The sequence below is a fragment of the Methylopila turkensis genome (genome assembly GCF_027922325.1).
Taxonomy (GTDB): Bacteria; Pseudomonadota; Alphaproteobacteria; order Rhizobiales; family Methylopilaceae; genus Methylopila; species Methylopila turkensis.
Map to the genome: position 1 here is coordinate 38,863 of NZ_BSFL01000001.1, position 17,681 is coordinate 56,543.

Here is a 17,681-nt window from a genome sequence, read left to right on the forward strand (position 1 = left end):
GCCCGTCTCCTGCCACGTCACTTCGAAAACGGAGCGTGGAACGACGACGGCCGAGTGTCAAGAAAGTTAGACGTACAAAATTATTTACACATTTGATCGCCCGATCAGGCCTGGCGGCAATCCATTGCCGCTTCAATAGGATCAGGATCGAAGCGGTACCCTGATAGGCTCAAAAACTCCAATGGGCCGATAGATGCCGTCAATCAGGGATTGACAGACTTAATCGTACGGAGCGACGTTCGGCCGGCGAAGGCGATCTCAAGAGCGCCGCGCATAGGGGGCGAACCCGTGGTGAACCTCGACGATTCAAGCGTCTGTTTTCGACACGACGCTATGGTGCTTGCAGGCAAAGAGGCGAACCGGGTCGCTGGCGCGGCGCCGCCTGACAGGAGCGCGACCCTCGCTAGGATCATTGAGGCCGACGTCATTCCTCGTCTGCTCCTCGCAAGCGGCCGAGCTGGCGAAGGGCTGCCGACGAAGCATCTGCAAGTCGAACCGCAGGACATTGACGATTTCGCCAAGATGATGATCGCTATCGACCTTACACGGGCAGGCGTCGTCGTCTCGAGTGCGATGGCGCGCGGGGTCGCGCTCGAATCCATCCTGCTGGAAATCTTCTCGCCGACGGCCAAGCGGCTCGGACAGATGTGGGTCGATGACGAATGCAGTTTTATGGATGTGACGGTTGGCCTGTGCGCGCTTCAGAGCCTGCTGCGATCTCTTTCGTCGGGGGACATCGTGGAGCCGCGTGCGCTTATAGACGCGCGGGTGGCGCTCGCAGCCATGCCGGGGGAGCAGCACACTTTCGGGATCTTGGTGCTCGAAACGTTCTTCCGCCGCGCCGGTTGGGACGTTGTCGGGATGCCGCTTTCGCCGCGTGACGAAATTATCGCGAGCGTCGCCCGCAAGTCGTTCGATGTCATCGGATTTTCTTTAGCGCGAGAAGAGGCTTTGTGCGCGCTTCGCGACCTGATAACAGACGTCCGATCCGCCTCGGCTAATAGGGGATTGATCGTGCTGGTCGGCGGCCGCGTCTTCAATGAATCGCCTGAACTCGTCAGGACCGTCGGCGCCGATACGACCGCCAGCGACGCCGATGAAGCTCTTGTTGCGTCGCAAAACCTTATGTGCTCAAGAGTTCGGAAGCATTGACCTTGAATCGCACGATCAACGGATTTCGGCTTCGATGGAGCCTCTGGCCGCAGCGGACGTCATCTCGGGTTTCGGAGGCGCCGAAAGGTGGTTCGCGAGCCTTGGCGCACGAACGACCGCGAACTTGATCGCCGCGGCGGCTGACGTGGCTCTGGTTCTCGACGCTTCGGGCGTCGTGCGTGACGTCGCCTATTCGGCCCCGGAACTCCCGCCTGAGGGCATCGAAGATTGGGTCGGCGCCCTCTGGCTGGACCTCGTCACCATCGAGAGCCGCTCAAAGGTCGAGGCGCTGCTGCGCGATGCGGTCGCCGAGGGTCCCACGCGTCCGCGCGAGGTCAATCATATCGTCGCCAACGGACGCGACATGCCGATCCGTTACTCCACCATCCGGATGGACGACGACGGCCGCATCCTGGCGCTTGGCCGCGACTTGCGCTCCGTCGCCACGCTGCAGCAGCGCTTGGTCGAGACCCAACTGTTGCTGGAGCGCGAGTACTCCAAGATTCGCAATGCGGAAACGCGCTACCGCCTGCTGTTCCAGCTCTCGACGGAAGCGGTTCTGATCGTCGACGAAGCCTCCGAGCGGGTCGTCGAGGCGAACGCCGCAGCCAGCAAGCTGATCGGCGAGACCGCGCAGCGGACGATCGGACGGGGACTGGCCGATCTGTTCGACGAGCGCTCCGCCCAGAATGTCCGCCGCGTGATCGCGACAGCGCGGACGCTCGGACATTCGGGGCTCGCGCGCGTCCATCTCACAGGCGGCGGCCACAGCGACCTCATGATGTCTGTCTCCGCCTTCCGGCAGGACTCGCGCGCGCATTTCCTGGTGCGGCTCGTGCCTTCGACCGGCGCGCTCGCCGAAGGCGGCCACCAGCCCTCCAAGGCGCTCGACGCCGTGATGGCGATGCCCGACGGCTTCGTGGTGGTGGACGAGCGTCAGCGCGTTCTCGACGCGAATCCCGCCTTCCTCGCCTTGATCGAGGTCGTGACGGTCGACGGCCTGCGAGGCGCGCCGCTCGACAAGTGGCTGGGGCGGCCGGGCGTCGAGGCGACTCTGCTGGTATCGAACCTGCGCGAGCACGGCTCGCTGCGGAATTTCTCGACGATCCTTCGCGGCGAGTTCGGCGGGCTCGAGCAAGTCGAGGTCTCGGGCGTCGCGGTGAACAGCGGCGGCGAAACCTGCTTCGGTCTCGTCATACGTCCCGTGCGCAACGCCGGCGCCCTGCGCGACCGAGAGCCCAGCGACGGCTTCCGGTCGGTCGAGCAACTCACCCAACTGGTCGGCCGTGTCAGCCTGAAGGACCTTGTCCGCGAGTCGACCGATCTCGTCGAAAAGCTCTGTATCGAAGCAGCGCTCAAGCGCACCGAGGACAACCGCGCCTCCGCCGCGCAAATCCTAGGCCTCAGCCGGCAGAGCCTCTACTCGAAACTTCGCCGGCACGGGCTGCTGGACGACGACAGCGAGCCGTTCGGCGGCGACTGAACGAACGCTACAGGGCTACCCCGCCCGGCTTGCGCCGAAAGCAACGTTCGACCTTCGGCCTGCGGCTTCTGTGTCAAATAAATTGGACATTCATCGGTGTCGAGCATAGCTTACACCCATGTCCACGCCGCACCCGAGCGCCGTCATCGAACTGCTGAAACCGATCACCTGGTTCGCGCCGATGTGGGCGTTCGGGTGTGGGTTGATCTCGTCCGGCGCGCCGCTCTCCGAGCAATGGCAGCTCGCGATCGCGGGCGTGTTGCTTGCGGGGCCCTTGGTCTGCGCCACTAGCCAGGCCGTGAACGACTGGTTCGACCGCCATGTCGACGCCATCAACGAACCGAACCGGCCGATCCCCTCAGGCCGTATACCTGGTCGGTGGGGCCTCTATATCGCGGTCGCCTGGACCATGCTGTCGGCGCTGGTGGCGCTCACGCTCGGGCCTTGGGTGTTTTGCGCAGCCATTACCGGCCTTGCGCTCGCCTGGGCTTACAGCGCGCCGCCGTTGCGCCTGAAGACGGACGGCTGGTGGGGCAATCTCGCGGTCGGGCTTTGTTACGAGGGCCTGCCCTGGTTCACAGGCGCTGCGGTCGTGAGCGCCGTCGCGCCCGACGCGCGCATCGTGCTCGTCGCGCTGCTCTACAGCCTCGGCGCGCACGGCATCATGACGCTGAACGACTTCAAGGCCGTCGAGGGCGACACGGAAATGGGCGTGCGCTCGCTCCCCGTGCAACTCGGACCGGAGCGCGCTGCCCGGCTCGCCTGCATGGTGATGGCGCTGGCGCAGGTCGGCGTCGTCATCGCTCTCGTGCTCTGGGACCGGCACTGGCACGCGCTCGCCGTCGGGATGCTGCTGGTCGCGCAGCTCGGCCTGATGGCGCGCTTCCTGTCCGATCCGCGAGGACGCGCCGCCTGGTACAACGCGACCGGCACCACGCTCTACGTGCTCGGCATGCTGGTCACCGCCTTCGCGGTGTCGGGGAGCGCGGGGTGAGCCCCGCCTTCACATGGGCGCAGATCCTGCGCGTCGGGCTGGCCCAGGCGGCGCTCGGCACCGTCGTCGTTCTGACGACCTCGACGCTCAACCGCGTCATGGCGATCGAGCTCGCCCTGCCCGCTTTGTTGCCGGGCCTTCTGGTTGCGCTCCATCATGCGGTTCAACTGGCGCGTCCCCGCTGGGGTTTCGGATCGGACCGCGGCGGACGTCGCACGCCATGGATCATCGGCGGCATGGCGATCCTTTCGCTCGGGGGCGTCGGATCTGCTGTCGCGACCGCCGCGATGGCCGAACATATCGTCTTCGGCGCTGCGCTCGGCGTCGCAGCGTTCACGGCGATCGGCGTCGGAGTCGGCGCCTGCGGCACCAACCTGCTCGCGATGCTCGCGACCCATGTGGGCGAAGGCCGGCGCGCGGCCGCCGCGACAATCGTCTGGGTGATGATGATCGCGGGCTTCGTCGTGACCACTGCGGCCGCTGGCCAACTCCTCGATCCGTTCTCCCTCGAGCGCCTGGTCATGGTTTGCGCCGGCGTCTCGGGGATCGCTTTTGTGGTCTGCGTGGGAGCCATGTGGCGGCTTGAGCCGCCCTCCGGCGCCCGCCAGCCGGCCGCGCACGCGACCGGCTGCTTCTCCGCAGCGCTCGCCGACATCTGGTCCGATCGCTCGGTGCGCCGGTTCACGTTGTTCGTGTTCGCTTCGATGCTCGCTTATTCAACGCAGGACCTGATCCTCGAGCCGTTCGCAGGCGTCGTATTCGTCATGACGCCGGGCGAGACCACCTCGCTGTCAGGTTTGCAGAACGGAGGCGTGCTGGCCGGCATGGTCACGGTCGCGCTCGCCACCGGCCTGTTCGGCGAGACGCCCGGCGGGCTGCTGAAGTCGTGGATCGTGGCCGGCTGCCTCGCCTCGTCGGCGGCACTCGCGGTCATCGCGTTCGGCGGCGCGGCGGGCGACGGGTTTCCGATCCGCGCCGCCTGTTTCGCGCTCGGGTTCGCCAACGGCGCCTTCGCGACAGCCGCGATCGGGTCGATGATGGGCCTAGCGGGACAGGGCGACCCGCGAACCCGCGGCGTCCGCATGGGGCTCTGGGGCGCGGCGCAGGCGATCGGCTTCGCGCTCGGCGGCCTGATGGGCGCCCTGCTCGCCGACATCCTGCGAACCGCCCTCGGCTCCCCGGGCGACGCCTATGCGATCGTCTTCGGGATCGACGCCGCGCTGTTTCTCGCCTGCGCGCTGGTCGCGCTTCGGCTCGACGGCCGGCGCGCAGATGCGCCTGCAGAGACCCTCATCACCGACCCGGCCCTGTCCTCCATCTGAAGGAGACGTTCGTCATGAACGACGAAATGAGCGCCTACGACGTCGTGGTGGTCGGGGGCGGCCCGTCGGGCGCGACCGCGGCGGCCGACCTCGCGCGGGGCGGCAAGAAGGTCCTGCTGCTCGACAAAGCGGGCCGCATCAAACCGTGCGGCGGCGCGATCCCGCCGCGCACGCTGAAGGATTTCGACGTCCCCGAAAGCCTGCTGGTGGCGCGCGCCCGCTCGGCGCGCATCGTCGCGCCGTCCGATCGCAGCGTCGACATGCCGATCGAAGACAACTTCGTCGGTATGGTGGACCGGGAAATCTTCGACGAATGGCTGCGCGAGCGCGCGGTCCGCGTCGGCGCTGACCGGCGCGATGGGACGTATCTGAGGATCGAGCGTGATCCGGATGGCATGGCCGTGGTCGCGTTCCGACCGAAGGGCGCCGACGAGACGGAGCGGGTGCGCGCCAGATGCGTGATCGGCGCAGATGGCGCGAACAGCCAGGTGGCGCGGCAGGAGATCCCCGCCCCGCCCGCGCCTTACGTGTTCGCCTATCACGAGATCGTCGAGGCGCCGGCCGGCATGGCGGGCGAAACCTACGATGGACGGCGCTGCGACATCTACTATCAGGGCGCGTTCTCGCCGGATTTCTACGCCTGGGTGTTTCCGCACGGCTCGACCGCGAGCGTTGGGACCGGCAGCGCGCAAAAGGGCTTCGGCTTGCGCGAGGCGGTCGCGGGCCTGCGCATGAAGACCGGCCTCGCCGGCTGCCGCACGCTCCGCAGCGAGGGCGCGCCGCTTCCCCTGAAACCACTGAGGCGATGGGAGAACGGCCGCGACGTCATCGTGACGGGTGACGCAGCCGGCGTCGTCGCGCCAGCGTCCGGCGAAGGCATCTATTACGCGATGGCGTGCGGGCGGATGACCGCGGCGGCGGTCGACAGCTTTCTCGAGACCGGCGACGCGCGCGCGCTCAAACTCGCCCGCAAGCGGTTCCTGAAAGCGCACGGCCGGGTGTTCTTCATCCTGCGGATCATGCAACGCTTCTGGTACTCGACCGACCGGCGGCGGGAGCGCTTCGTGAGCCTGTGCGCGGACCCCGACATCCAGCGGCTCACCTGGCAGTCCTACCTCGAGAAGGAACTGGTCCGAAGCGATCCGATGGCGCATGTCCGAATCTTCTTCAAGGATCTTGCGCAGCTGTTCGGCGTCGTTTCGCCATGGGGCCGAAGAGCGTGACCATGCCAGCGAGGCCGCAGACAGAACCGTGACGCTCGCTCTCGAAATAGCCTCGGCCGTCGGGTGGGGCCTCGTGGTGGCGGGCGTCGGCGGCGCGTTGACCCGGCTCGACAGCTGGTATGATGGGCTGAAGCGCCCGAAGCTGCAGCCGCCCGACTGGGCGTTTGGACCGGCCTGGACCGTAATCCTCGCGCTCGCCGCCACATCGGCTCTGCTCGCATGGCGCAATGCGCCCGACGATGCCGCGCGCATGCTGGTGGTTGCGCTGTTCGGGGTGAACGGCGCGCTCAACATCCTCTGGAACCTGTTGTTCTTCACACGCAAACGGCCTGACCACGCGCTTGTCGAGGTCGTTTTCCTATGGCTGTCGATCCTTGCGGCGGTCGTTACGTTCCGGACGTTCTCGCCCGTCTCGTCGTGGCTGCTTGCTCCCTATCTGGTCTGGGTGGGTTTCGCATCCTACCTCAACCTGGAGATCGTCCGCCTCAATGGTCCGTTCGGCGCGCGCGCTGACAAGACGATCCCACGCGTCTGATAAGGTCAGCGTCCGAGGCGCCTACCAAGATCGATCGCGTGGAAAACGCCTGACGCCGCGAGCGCCGCCGCTGCGCACCACCACGGAGCGTCGACAAGCGCGGCGCGAAGCGCGAGGATCAACGCCACGCCCGCGCCGAGGAACGGCCAGACGTCAGCGATCCGCGAACGGCCGTTTGGCCCTTTCATGCGCCATAGGACGAAGGCCTCGATCGCTATCAGCGCCAGCGCGATATCTGCTGCACGTCCGCTCGAGAATAATTCCGACATTACGATGCATCGCCTTGGCGCAATGGCAGGGCCGCAGTCGCCTCATAACCTGAACCTTGACTTTCATCCACCTGCCGTAATCACGGAGCGGATCAAGACGCGACGTCCATTAGCAGAGTTTGTACTCTACAGCATCCAGCGCAAATTGGAGTGCACGGCGGTAGCTTGTCCTGTGAGCGCGCGCGCCCCGTGAACTCTCTCGGGACCGTCGATGACGCCAGACGGGCGCCGGAGTTCCACAGCGCGTGTCGGAATCGCGAGCGCTCGGCCCGGGACGAACCATCCAAATGGCGAATCCGCAGTTCTGCCATCCAAACGATGTGCGCTCGCCCAAGCGACAGCTTCCAAATGACAAATCCGGCGATTTCATTGGTGATGTTTCGTGCCCCTGTCCCAAGACCAACGCCCATTGCCCTGAAGCGGCCCGTGGCGGCGGTTCATCCCTTCCCGCTGCCGCGAGGCCCCAGCCCAGTCACACCAGTCCTCAGGCGCTTCCGGAGCGCTCTGACGAATAAGACTGGAATGTCTGTAGGGACGCTCTGCGCCGACCTCGGGCTTTAGAGCCGTTTGTCGCCCTGCCCTCTCACTGAGAGCGGCTCGGCTGACGCGCCGGTGAAGCCTCTAACCGTCGATTTCGCAGAGCATGGAGGCTGGAGCGGGTGAAGGGAATCGAACCCTCGTCATCAGCTTGGAAGGCTGTTGCTCTACCATTGAGCTACACCCGCAGATCGGATCGGACGGTGGTGGAGGGGGTTGGATTCGAACCAACGTAGGCTGAGCCAACGGATTTACAGTCCGTCCCCTTTAACCACTCGGGCACCCCTCCACGGTCTGATCCGTCCAGGCTGACGCCAGACGATCAGCGAACGCATGAGCCTTGCGACCTGCCTTCGCGGGGGGTGCTTTAGGGGGCCGCGCGGGGTCATGTCAACCGCTAAACGCGAAGGCTATGATCCAGACTGGGGATCACGCCGCATCGACCGCGACCACCCCCGGCACCGTGCGCAGGGCGCCCGCGATCTGGGGCGACACCCTGTACCGTCCCGGCAGGCGAATTTCGACCTCCGTCGCGCCCTCCTCCAGCACCAGAACCACGTTGACTTCGCCGTCTCCGCCCGGCTGCAGCCGCCGCGCGACCGCCTCAAGCGGCTCGGGCTCCCGCAGGAAAATTCGCACCGATCGCGACAGTTTCTCGGCGGCTTGGTCGAGAGGCTCGACGCCCTCGAGACGCAGGCGCACGTCGTCGCCCTCGACCGCCGCGCTGACTGAAACGATCACCGGAGTGTTCGGCTCCAGCAGGTCGCGGTGCAGCGCGAGGCCCTCGGAGAAAATCACCGCCTCGTAATGCCCGCTCGGATCGGAGAGCGTGACGATTCCCATGCGGTTTCCGGTCTTGGTCTTGCGCTCCTGGCGCGTCAGCACCGTCGCCGCCAGCCGGCCTCCGGTCGCGCCCCGCTTCGCCGCCGCGACGAAGTCCGCATAGCGCTGGACCCTCAGCTTCTCGAGCAAGGGCCGATAGTCGTCGAGCGGGTGGCCCGACAGGAAAAAGCCGATCGCCTCGTACTCTCGCTTCAACCGTTCGCCGGTCGACCAGCTCTCGTGGTCGGCGGGCCGAATCGGATCGGCCGCCGCGCCGAACATGTCGGACTGCCCGACCTCGGCCGAATCGCGCGTGCGCGCGGCGATCGCCATGATCGGCTCGACGCAGGCGAGCGCGCGCGCGCGATCCGGCTCCAGCGCGTCGAGCGCGCCCGCCTGGATCATCTGCTCCAGCGCGCGCTTGGGCAGGGCTCTCGGGTCCAGACGGCGCGCGAAATCGGCGACATCGGCGAAACGCCGCTCCCGACGCTCCGCGACAAGCCCCGTGACGGCCTGCCCGCCGACGCCTTTCAGCGCCGCGAGCGCATAGAGAATCGCGCCGTCCTCGACGTCGAAGGCGACCGACGAGCGGTTCACGCAAGGCGGCTTGACCGCGATGCCGAGCCTCAGCGCCTCCTGCCGGAACTCCGCCAGCTTGTCGGTCGAGCCCATGTCGAGGGTCATCGACGCCGCCAGAAACTCGACGGGGTAGTTCGCCTTCAGATAGGCCGTCTGGTAGGCGACCAGCGCGTAGGCCGCCGCATGGCTCTTGTTGAAGCCGTAGTCCGCGAACTTCGCCAGCAGGTCGAAGATGGTCGAGGCGTCCGCCTTGCCGATGCCGTGCTCCACCGCGCCGGATACGAAACGTTCGCGCTGGGCGTCCATCTCGGAGCGGATCTTCTTGCCCATGGCGCGCCGGAGCAGGTCCGCCTCGCCGAGCGAATAGCCCGCGAGCGACTGCGCCGTCTGCATCACCTGCTCCTGGTAGATGATGACGCCGAAGGTCTCGCCCAGAATCGGGGCGAGCTTCGGATGCGGATACTCGGGCTTCTCCAGCCCGTGCTTGCGGGCGCAGTAGACCGGGATGTTGGCCATCGGCCCCGGGCGGTACAGCGCGACGAGGGCGATGATGTCCTCGAAGCGGTCCGGCTTCATGTCGGCGAGCGCGCGCCGCATGCCGGCGCTTTCCAGCTGGAACACGCCGACCGTCTCACCGCGCGACAGCATGGCGTAGGTGGCCTCGTCGTCGAGCGGGATCTTCTCGAGATCGACCGACACGCCGCGCCGCTTGAGCAGGCTCACTGCGGTCGTCAGCGTGGTCAGCGTCTTCAGCCCGAGGAAGTCGAACTTCACGAGGCCGGCCGGCTCGACCCATTTCATGTTGAACTGGGTCACCGGCATGTCGGAGCGCGGGTCGCGGTAGAGCGGCACCAGTTCCGACAGCGGCCTGTCGCCGATCACGATCCCGGCCGCGTGGGTCGAGGCGTGCCGGTACAACCCCTCGAGCTTCAGCGCGATGTCGAGCATGCGCCCGACCTTCTCGTCCTCCGTCCGCGCCTCGGCGAGCTTGGGCTCGTCGACGACCGCCTGCTTCAGCGTGACCGGATTCGCCGGGTTCTGGGGCACGAGCTTGCAGAGCTTGTCCACCTGCCCGTAGGGCATCTCCAGCACGCGGCCGACGTCGCGCATCACGCCGCGCGCCTGCAGCGTGCCGAAAGTGATGATCTGCGCGACGCGGTCGTGGCCGTAGCGATCCTGGACGTAGCGGATCACTTCCTCGCGCCTGTCCTGGCAGAAGTCGATGTCGAAGTCCGGCATCGAGACGCGCTCGGGGTTCAGGAAGCGCTCGAACAGCAAGCCGAACCGCAGCGGGTCGAGGTCGGTGATGGTGAGCGAATAGGCCACCAGCGAGCCCGCGCCCGAGCCGCGGCCGGGCCCGACCGGAATGCCCTGATCCTTCGCCCACTTGATGAAGTCCGCCACGATCAGGAAGTAGCCGGGGAACTTCATCCGTTCGATGACGCCGAGCTCGAAGGCGAGACGCTTCTCGTAGTCGTCGACCGCCAGACCGGGAGCCGGCCCGTGGGCGGCGAGGCGCGCGGCGAGCCCCGCCTCCGCCTGCCGGCGAAGCTCAACCGCCTCGTCGGCCGCCTCCCCGTCCCCGACGGTGAAGCGCGGCAGGATCGGCTTCATCGTGCGCGGTCGGTGCGCGCAGCGCCGCGCGATCTCGACCGTGTTCGCCGTCGCCTCAGGCAGGTCGGCGAACAAGGCCACCATCTCGGCGCGGCTCTTAAGGCCGTGCTCAGGCGTCAGGTGCCGGCGCTGCTCCTCCGCCAGGAAGCGGCCTTCGGCGAGGCAGATCAGGGCGTCGTGCGCCTCGTGATCACTTCGTTCCGCGAAACGGGCGCCGTTCGTCGCCACGAGCGGCAGGCCGCGGGCGTAGGCGAGATTGACGAGCGCGCTTTCGACCGCCCGTTCGCTCGCAAGCCCATGGCGCTGCAGCTCGACATAGAGCGCGTCGCCGTAGAGCCCCGCGAGCCGGTCAAGACGCGCGGCCGCGATATCCTCGACCCCGTCCGACAAGGCCCGGTCGACCGGGCCTTCTGGACCTCCGGTCAGCGCGATCAGCCCGTCGCGATGCGCCTCGAGCATCGCAAGCGTGGCGTGCGGCCCTTCGTTGACGTCGCTTTCCAGGAAGGCGCGGCTGCCGAGGGCCATCAGATTGCGATAGCCCGTCTCGGACCGCGCCAGCAGAATTATGAGCGGTCGGCGCGTGTCACGACCGGGACGGCCGGGTCGCTCCTCGCGGTCGGCGAACTCGACGTCGAGCGCCATGCCGACTATCGGCTGGACGCCCGCCCCCGCCAGCTTCTCGGAAAATTCGAGCGCGCCGAACAGGTTGTTGTCCGTGAGCGCGACGGCCGGCATCCGGTCGGCCTTGGCGACGGCGGCGAGCTTCGCGATCGTCAGCGCGCCTTCGAGCAGCGAGAACGACGACCGCACATGCAAATGGACGAAACCGGGTTCGTTCTTCAGTCCGCTCGCGCTCATCACCGCCTCCCGACCGCGGCCATCCTACTCCCGGCCGCCGCGGGCCGAGGCGCGGAGTTCACGTCGGTCCACAGACTTCCGCTCCGTTAGACCGCACTGAGCACGTCCGCCCACACCAGCAGCGCTCCCATGAACAACGCCACGGAGCCGAGTTCGAGCGCCCCTCCGACGATCGCGCGGGCGGTGGTCCAGACCATGACGAACTCCTTTTAAACTGGTTATGTTCTTTTTTTGTTCCTTATTTCGCCGATGTCAAATGGAAACCGCGCTCTTGTCGGCAGGAGGGTTAACGAATGTCAGGCGTCGACGAGCACGCCGTCCCGGAGGGTGATCCGCCGGTCGAGCGTCGCGGCAAGCTCGAGATTGTGCGTGGCCACCACGGCGGCGAGGCCGGACGCGCGGGCGAGCGCGGTCATGGTCTCGAACACATGCGCGGAGGTGCCCGGGTCGAGGTTCCCGGTGGGCTCGTCGGCGAACAGCAACCGCGGAGCGTTCGCGACCGCGCGCGCGATCGCCACCCGCTGCTGCTCGCCGCCGGACAGCTCCGCCGGGCGATGCGACAGGCGCGCGCCGAGGCCGAGATAGCCGAGCAGTTCGGAGGCGCGCCTCTTCGCCTCCCCGGCGGCGAGCCCACGGATGAGCTGCGGCAGCACCACGTTCTCGAGCGCGGAAAACTCGGGCAGCAGGTGGTGGAACTGGTAGACGAAGCCGACGTGGTTGCGGCGGAGCGTGGTGCGGGCGGCATCGTCGAGCGCCACGGTCGGGCGGCCGTCGAGATAGACTTCGCCCTCGTCGGGGCGCTCCAGCAGCCCGGCGACGTGCAGCAGCGTCGACTTGCCGGTCCCGGACGGCGCGACCAGCGCCACCACTTCGCCCGCGTGGAGCGTCAGGGAAGCTCCGGAGAGCACCTCCAGCGCCTCGGCGCCCTGCCGGTAACGCCTGACGACGCGGTCGAGCTCTAAGAGCGGCGCAGGCGCCGCCTCGGCGTAATCCTCGTTCTCGACGCCGCCATGCTCGGTCATTCGTAACGCAGCGCCTCGACGGGATCGAGCCGGGCCGCCCGCCAGGACGGATAGAGCGTGGCGATGACGGACAGCGCCATCGCCATGAGCACCACCGTCGCCGTCTCGCCGACGTTCGGGTCGGCCGGAAGCCTGCTCAGAAAATAGATCTCCGGAGAGAACAGCTCGGTGTTGGTGACATAGGCCATGAAGGCCCGGATCGCCTCGATGTTCCAGCACACGATCATGCCGAGCGCGAAGCCCGCAAGCGTGCCGACGACGCCGATGCTGGCGCCGGTGATCAGGAACACCCGCATCACCGCGCCCGACGTCGCGCCCATGGTGCGCAGGATCGCGATGTCGCGGCCCTTGTCCTTCACCAGCATGATCAGGCCGGAGACGATGTTCAGCGCCGCCACCAGCACGATGAGGGTGAGGATCAGGAACATGACGTTGCGCTCGACCTCGAGCGCGGAGAAGAACGTCCGGTTGCGGTCGCGCCAGTCGAGCAGGTAGACGGACCGGCCGGCCGCCTGTTGCAGCAGCGGCTTCGCGTCCGCGACCTGATCGGGATGCTCGAGATAGACCTCGATCGCGGAGGCGTCGTCCTCGCGGTTGAAATAGGCCTGAGCTTCGGCGAACGGCAGGAACACGAAGGCGGCGTCGTATTCCGACATGCCGATCTCGAAGATCGCGGCCACCCGGTAGCTCTTGATCTGCGGCGTGACGCCCATGGGAGTCACCGCGCCTTTCGGCGTGACCAGCTGGAGCGTGTCGCCGGCGCGCAGGCCGAGCTGGTCGGCGAGGCGGCGGCCGATCAGGACGCCCTCGCCGTCGTCGAAGCCTTCGAGCGTCCCGTCGCGGATCGTGCGCGAGACGAGCTGGAGCTTGCCGAGATCCTGCGCCCGCAAGCCCCGGACCAGCACGCCGCCCGACGCCGACGGCGAGGAGGCCAGCGCCTGCCCTTCCACCAGCGGGATGACGAACTTGACGTCGTTCACTTTGGCGAGGCGTTCGGCGACCTGGGCGAAGTCCGTCAGCGGCCCGTCGATCGGCTGCACCACCACATGGCCGTTGATCCCCAGGATCTTGGTCAGCAGCTCGGTCCGGAAGCCGTTCATCACCGCCATGACGATAATCAGGGTCGCGACGCCGAGGGTGATGCCGAGAAACGAGAAGCCGGCGATGACCGAGATGAATCCTTCCTTGCGGCGCGCCCGAAGGTAGCGGCCGGCGATCATCCATTCGAACAGCGCGAACGGACGCGTCGAGCCGACTGGGTCCACGGACGTCGCCATTCCGGCGGTCAGCGCGACAGCGCGGCGAGCGCCGATTCAGCGCTCAACTGCTCGGGCGCGGAGGAGCCGCGGCGCTTCAGCTCGACCACGCCGGAGGCGAGCCCCTTCGGCCCCACGACGAGCCGCCACGGCAGGCCGATGAGGTCCATGGTCGCGAACTTCGCGCCGGCGCGGTCGTCGGTGTCGTCGTACAGCACGTCGAGCCCCAGACCCTTGAGTTTCGCGTAGAGATCCTCGCACGCCGCGTCGCAGGCCGAATCGCCGGGCTTGAGATTAACAAGCCCGACCCTGAACGGGGCGACCGCATCCGGCCAGATGATTCCGGCGTCGTCGTGGCCGGCTTCGATGATCGCCGCCGCGAGGCGCGACGGGCCGATGCCGTAGGATCCCATATGCACCGGAACGTCCTTGCCGTCCGGGCCGGTCACATAGGCCTTCATCGGCTCGGAATACTTGGTTCCGAAGTAGAAGATGTGGCCGACCTCGATGCCGCGCGCGGCGAAGCGACGATCCTCCGGCAGCGCCTCGAAGGCGGCGACGTCGTGCTTCTCCTCGGTCGCGGCGTAGAGGCTGGTCCAGCGGTCGACGATCGCCTGCAGGCCGGCGGCGTCGTCGAAATCGACGTCCGCGTCGGGGGTCTCGAAGTCGAGATAGTCGTTGTGGCCAAACACCTCGCTCTCGCCGGTCTTCGCCAGAATGATGAACTCGTGGCTGAGGTCGCCGCCGATCGGGCCGGTGTCGGCCTGCATCGGGATCGCCTTCAGGCCGAGCCGCGCGAAGGTCCGCAGGTAGGCCACGAACATCCGGTTGTACGAGGTCTTCGCCGACGCCTGGTCGATGTCGAAGGAGTAGGCGTCCTTCATCAGGAACTCGCGCGAGCGCATCACGCCGAATCGCGGCCGCACCTCGTCCCGAAACTTCCACTGGATGTGGTAGAGATTCTTCGGCAGATCTTTGTGGGATCGGACGTTCGCGCGGAAGATCTCGGTGATCATTTCCTCGTTGGTCGGTCCGTACAGCATCTCCCGGTCGCGCCGGTCCTTGATGCGCAGCATCTCCTTGCCGTAGGCGTCGTAGCGGCCGCTCTCGCGCCACAGGTCGGCGAGCTGGATCGTCGGCATCAGCAGCTCGATCGCGCCGGCGCGATCCTGCTCTTCCCGCACGATTTTCGTGATATTGTTCAGGACTTTGAGGCCGAGAGGCAGCCATGCGTAGATGCCCGCCGCCTCCTGGCGGATCATGCCCGCCCGCAGCATCAGCCGGTGCGAGACGATCTCGGCCTCCTTCGGCGCGTCGCGCAGGATCGGCATGAAGTAGCGGCTGAGGCGCATCGGTCGGGAGGCTCCGGAGAACGGCGGCGCAGGGCTTCGAGCCGAGGCCGCGCGAGGCCGGAACGAAACCCGATGCCCCCCCAAAACACAAGCCCCGATGGGCGCTTCCGACAGAGGCTTCGCGCGCTGGGCAAGCCGGCGGCGACGAGTTGCGTTTCTCACGCACTTTTTTTCGGCGCCGGATGCTCAGGATGATGACAAGCACGCGACGGCAGGGTAACGTGACCACATAAAGAGGGCCTTCCGGTTCCGTTGCCAGACCGGAATAAACATCGGTCCAAGTCTTGGGAGGAAGTCCGTTTGGCGGTCCGCACGGTCGGAACGCCATGACGAAGCGCCGAAGTCCCGCACCGCTCGCGGCGCTTTCGCAAAATGGACACGAACGAGGAACTCGAAAGAGGCAGAGCTTAGGCTCTGCTTTTTTTTGCTCTTTTTTTGGGCGCCACGCGGCTTGAGCGCCCCCTCGCCATCGCGCCTGCGAAGCGGGGCGCCGGCGGGTTAATCCGGCTCGTCCGGGTGAACGCCGGGTTCATTCCGATGAAACGTTCACCCGTGCCGCGCTCGACACAGCGCATCCGAGTGGCGGGCGTCCCCAGCCCGGCGCCGCAGAGCAGCGTAACGGCTTGCTTCCTTTTGCGCTCCGCCTTCAGGCGTCGAGCGCGCGCAGGCTGGCGAAGCGGCGGCGCAGGCCCTCGACGCGGCCGGGCTCGATCCGGACCACGACCTCGGTGGCGCCGTCGTCGGCCGGGCGGCGCTCCAGCACGTCGCAGTGCCGGAACAGCCAATTGACGCCGGCGCCGTCCTCCGGCGCGACCCGCACCTCGACCGTCTCGCGCTTCGCCGACAGCCGCCGCTCGACGGCGGCGAGCAGGACGTCCTCGCCCTCGCCCGTGAGCGCGGAAACCGGCACGGGCCGCGCGTCCGGGTCGCGCCGGGCCGCGGTCGCGGCCAGGGTCTCGCGCGCCTCCGGCTCCAGCCGGTCGATCTTGTTCCAGACCTCGATCACGCGGGCGCTGTCGGCCGGGTCGATCTCGAGCTCCTTCAGCACCGCGGCGACGTCCGCCCCCTGCGCCTCGGCGTCCTCGTGGCTGATGTCGCGCACATGCAGGATGACGTCGGCCTCGATCACCTCCTCCAGCGTGGCGCGGAAGGCGGCGACGAGCTGGGTCGGCAGTTCGGAGATGAAGCCGACCGTGTCGGACAGGATGGCGTGGGCGCCGTGCGGCAGCGTGATCGAGCGCAGCGTCGGGTCGAGCGTCGCGAACAGCATGTCGGCCGCGACGACGTCCGCGCGGGTCAGCCGGTTGAACAGCGTCGACTTTCCGGCGTTGGTGTAACCGACCAGCGCAACCACCGGATAGGGCACGCGTTTCCGCCCGGCCCGGTGAAGCCCGCGCGTGCGCTTCACCTGTTCGAGCTCGCGCTCGATCTTGAGGATCCGCTCGGTGATCATCCGGCGGTCGGCCTCGATCTGGGTCTCGCCGGGGCCGCCGAGGAAGCCGAAGCCGCCGCGCTGGCGCTCAAGGTGGGTCCAGGACCGGACGAGCCGGCTCTTCTGCCAGGTGAGATGGGCGTGCTCGACCTGGAGCGTGCCCTCCTTCGTGCGGGCGCGGCGGCCGAAGATCTCGAGGATCAGGCCGGTCCGGTCCAGCACCTTGGCGCCGAGCGCCTTTTCGAGGTTGCGCTGCTGCACCGGCGTCAGCGCCGTGTCCATGACGACGAGCTCGATCTCCTCGGCCTTCACCAGGCCCGCGAACTCCTCGACCTTGCCTTTGCCGATGAAGGTGGAGGGCCGCACCGCCTGAAGCTGGACCAGCTTCCGCTCGCGCACGTCGAGATCGATCGCGAGCGCGAGGCCGACCGCCTCTTCCAGCCGCGCCTCGGGCGCGCGCACGGCCTCGTCCGCGGAGCGGCGGCCGACCACGGGCGTGATCACCATCGCCCGCGTCAGGTCCGCGCGCCGGGTCACGAAGCCCCGTTCGCGCTCCTGCGCGTCGCCGTCATGCGAATCGTCGAAGTCTTCCGTCGCCATGCGTCTCGCTTTCCGGCCGGACCGCCCGGCCGGGGCGGCGTCAGCGTCCGCCGCGAACCGGCGGCTCGGCGTCGTCCTCGGGCTCGAACAACTGGATCGGGTGGCCCGGCATCACGGTGGATATGGCGTGCTTGTAGACGAGTTGCGAGTGGCCGTCCCGCCGAAGCAGCACGCAGAAGTTGTCGAACCACGTCACGACGCCCTGAAGCTTGACGCCATTGACGAGGAAGATCGTCAGCGGGACCTTGTTCTTGCGGACGTTGTTGAGAAACGTGTCCTGAAGATTCTGAGCGCGCTCGGCCGCCATGTTGTTTTTCTTCCTTGTAAAGGCTCAACCGACAGCAAAGGCCAGGGCTTCCGCCGGCTGTCCCATTCTGGAGCGACCCGCGTTCTCTTTTTTTGAACCGCCCCGATGCTGCGTCCGCGGGCGCTTCACGCCCACGTCTCTTTATTAAGGCCGCCCCGCCGCCGTTTCGCAAGAGCGTGATCGTCGCAAGAGCCCGCCTCTCGCTTTGCGCCTCGGAGCCCGCCTGAAAAGTTCGGTTCGGGCGAACGCCGAACGCCCGTCATCCCCAGGGAAGCCTGGCGTCCACGACGTCCTTGGGCATGGAGCCGTACGGACCCAAGTCGT

Annotated in this window: 12 protein-coding genes and 2 tRNA genes; 6 read left to right on the forward strand and 8 right to left on the reverse strand. The window is 67.2% G+C overall.

Annotation, left to right across the window (positions count from 1 at the left end; translation table 11 throughout):
- Nucleotides 1-291 precede the first annotated feature (291 nt).
- From PKE78_RS00185 to PKE78_RS00210, 6 genes are all read left to right on the forward strand, one after another.
- A complete protein-coding gene (locus PKE78_RS00185) occupies nucleotides 292-1,152 on the forward strand; it encodes a cobalamin B12-binding domain-containing protein (RefSeq protein WP_271198826.1) in 861 nt (286 codons plus the stop codon).
- Nucleotides 1,153-1,276: 124 nt separating this feature from the next.
- The gene (gene ppsR, locus PKE78_RS00190) at nucleotides 1,277-2,635 is read left to right on the forward strand and encodes a transcriptional regulator PpsR (protein WP_428981209.1); all 1,359 of its coding nucleotides are present in this window, start codon (nucleotides 1,277-1,279) and stop codon (nucleotides 2,633-2,635) included.
- A 118-nt stretch (nucleotides 2,636-2,753) separates the two neighbouring features.
- Nucleotides 2,754-3,629, forward strand: coding sequence for a chlorophyll synthase ChlG (gene chlG / locus PKE78_RS00195; RefSeq protein ID WP_271198828.1), 876 nt, complete (start codon nucleotides 2,754-2,756; stop codon nucleotides 3,627-3,629).
- Nucleotides 3,626-4,951: a BCD family MFS transporter gene (locus tag PKE78_RS00200; RefSeq protein WP_271198829.1), complete on the forward strand. Its 1,326-nt coding sequence runs from the start codon at nucleotides 3,626-3,628 to the stop codon at nucleotides 4,949-4,951. Before chlG ends, PKE78_RS00200 begins: the two co-directional genes overlap by 4 nt.
- Nucleotides 4,952-4,965: 14 nt before the next feature.
- On the forward strand, nucleotides 4,966-6,174 hold the full coding sequence (locus PKE78_RS00205; RefSeq protein ID WP_271198830.1) for a geranylgeranyl diphosphate reductase: 1,209 nt from the start codon (nucleotides 4,966-4,968) through the stop codon (nucleotides 6,172-6,174).
- Entirely contained in the window at nucleotides 6,104-6,709 is a 606-nt protein-coding gene (locus PKE78_RS00210) for a TspO/MBR family protein (protein ID WP_271198831.1), read from the forward strand. The genes PKE78_RS00205 and PKE78_RS00210 overlap by 71 nt, the downstream gene beginning before the upstream one ends.
- 920 nt (nucleotides 6,710-7,629) lie before the next feature.
- On the opposite strand, the gene PKE78_RS00215 is transcribed toward PKE78_RS00210, so the two are convergent.
- The 8 genes from PKE78_RS00215 to hfq all read right to left on the reverse strand — a co-directional run bounded on the left by PKE78_RS00215 (nucleotide 7,630) and on the right by hfq (nucleotide 17,357).
- Nucleotides 7,630-7,703: transfer RNA gene (locus PKE78_RS00215), tRNA-Gly, on the reverse strand.
- Nucleotides 7,704-7,719: 16 nt separating this feature from the next.
- Nucleotides 7,720-7,804, reverse strand: a tRNA-Tyr gene (locus PKE78_RS00220).
- A 140-nt stretch (nucleotides 7,805-7,944) separates the two neighbouring features.
- A complete protein-coding gene (dnaE, locus tag PKE78_RS00225; RefSeq protein ID WP_271198832.1) occupies nucleotides 7,945-11,388 on the reverse strand; it encodes a DNA polymerase III subunit alpha in 3,444 nt (1,147 codons plus the stop codon).
- Nucleotides 11,389-11,684: 296 nt separating this feature from the next.
- Nucleotides 11,685-12,410 (reverse strand): ABC transporter ATP-binding protein, encoded by a 726-nt coding sequence (locus PKE78_RS00230; RefSeq protein WP_271198833.1) that lies wholly within the window; start codon nucleotides 12,408-12,410, stop codon nucleotides 11,685-11,687.
- Nucleotides 12,407-13,687: a lipoprotein-releasing ABC transporter permease subunit gene (locus tag PKE78_RS00235; RefSeq protein ID WP_271198834.1), complete on the reverse strand. Its 1,281-nt coding sequence runs from the start codon at nucleotides 13,685-13,687 to the stop codon at nucleotides 12,407-12,409. Before PKE78_RS00235 ends, PKE78_RS00230 begins: the two co-directional genes overlap by 4 nt.
- 8 nt (nucleotides 13,688-13,695) lie before the next feature.
- Nucleotides 13,696-15,018 carry a proline--tRNA ligase gene (proS, locus tag PKE78_RS00240; RefSeq protein ID WP_271198835.1) on the reverse strand — a complete coding sequence of 441 codons (1,323 nt, stop codon included), beginning with the start codon at nucleotides 15,016-15,018 and terminating at the stop codon, nucleotides 13,696-13,698.
- Nucleotides 15,019-15,664: 646 nt separating this feature from the next.
- Nucleotides 15,665-17,050 (reverse strand): GTPase HflX, encoded by a 1,386-nt coding sequence (gene hflX / locus PKE78_RS00245; RefSeq protein ID WP_428981210.1) that lies wholly within the window; start codon nucleotides 17,048-17,050, stop codon nucleotides 15,665-15,667.
- Between the two features lie 40 nt (nucleotides 17,051-17,090).
- A complete protein-coding gene (gene hfq, locus PKE78_RS00250; protein ID WP_271198836.1) occupies nucleotides 17,091-17,357 on the reverse strand; it encodes an RNA chaperone Hfq in 267 nt (88 codons plus the stop codon).
- Between the last annotated feature and the right edge of the window lie 324 nt (nucleotides 17,358-17,681).